The organism is Nocardiopsis sp. NPDC058631 (assembly GCF_042716955.1).
Lineage (GTDB): Bacteria > Actinomycetota > Actinomycetes > Streptosporangiales > Streptosporangiaceae > Nocardiopsis.
On record NZ_JBHXQY010000210.1, the window covers coordinates 1 to 1,179 of the forward strand.

The 1,179-nt window shown below is 62.3% G+C and carries 1 protein-coding gene; it reads left to right on the forward strand.

Annotation, left to right across the window (positions count from 1 at the left end):
- Nucleotides 1-208: 208 nt before the first annotated feature.
- The coding region (locus ACFWTE_RS29995; RefSeq protein ID WP_378783328.1) for an acyltransferase domain-containing protein at nt 209-1,179 on the forward strand (971 nt) is incomplete at its 3' end.

A 1,179-nucleotide genomic window follows, 5' to 3' on the forward strand; every position in this document is an offset into this window, starting at 1 on the left:
TGATGTGGGTTTTTCGTTGGTGTCGTCGCGTGCGGTGATGCCGGTGCGGGGTGTGGTGGTGGGTTCGGGTCGGGGTGAGTTGTTGGAGGGGTTGGAGGGTGTGGTGTCGGGGGTGGGGGGTCCGGGTGTGGTGGTGGGGTCGGGGGGTGTGTCTGGTGTTCCTGGTGTGGTTTTTGTTTTTCCGGGTCAGGGTCATCAGTGGGTGGGGATGGCGGTGGAGTTGTGGGATTCTTCGCCGGTTTTTGCTGCTCGTATGGCGGAGTGTGGTCGTGCGTTGTCGGGGTGGGTTGATTGGGATTTGGAGGGTGTGGTTCGGGGGGTGGGGGGTGCGCCGGGTTTGGATCGGGTGGATGTGGTGCAGCCGGTGTTGTTTTCGGTGATGGTGTCGTTGGCTGCGTTGTGGCGTTCGTGTGGTGTGGTGCCGTCTGCGGTGGTGGGGCATTCGCAGGGGGAGATTGCTGCGGCGTGTGTGGCGGGGGCGTTGTCGTTGGAGGATGCGGCGCGTGTGGTGGCGGTGCGTTCTCGGGTGTTGCGGGGGTTGTCGGGGTGTGGGGGGATGGTGGTGGTGGGTGCGTCTCGGGGTGAGGTGGAGGGGTTTTTGGAGGGGTGGTCGGGTCGTTTGTGGGTGGGGGTGGTGAATGGGCCTGGGTCGGTGGTGGTGTCGGGTGAGGTGGGGGCGTTGGAGGAGTTTGTTGGGTGGTGTGAGGGGGGTGGTGTGAGGTGTTGGCGGTTGGATGTGGATTATGCGTCGCATTCGCCTTTGGTGGATGGGGTGTCGGGTGAGTTGTTGGGTTTGTTGGAGGGGGTTGTTCCTTCGGCGTCGGAGGTTCCGTTTGTTTCTGGTTTGGTGGGTGGTGTTGTTGCGGGTGAGGAGTTGGGTGCTGGTTATTGGGTGAGGGGTTTGCGTGAGCCGGTGTTGTTTGAGGATGCGGTGAGGTGTGTGTTGGGGGGTGGTTCTTCGGTTTTTGTGGAGGTGTCTGGTCATCCGATGTTGGGGGTGGGGGTGGAGCAGACGGGTGGTGTGTGTGGTGTTGATGTGGGGTTTGTGGGGTCGTTGCGTCGGGGTGAGGGTGGGTGGGGTCGGTTTTTGTTGTCGTTGGGTGAGGTGTTTGTTCGTGGTGTGGGGGTGGATTGGTCGGGGTTGTTTGTGGGTGGTGTGCGGGTGGGGTTGCCGTCGTA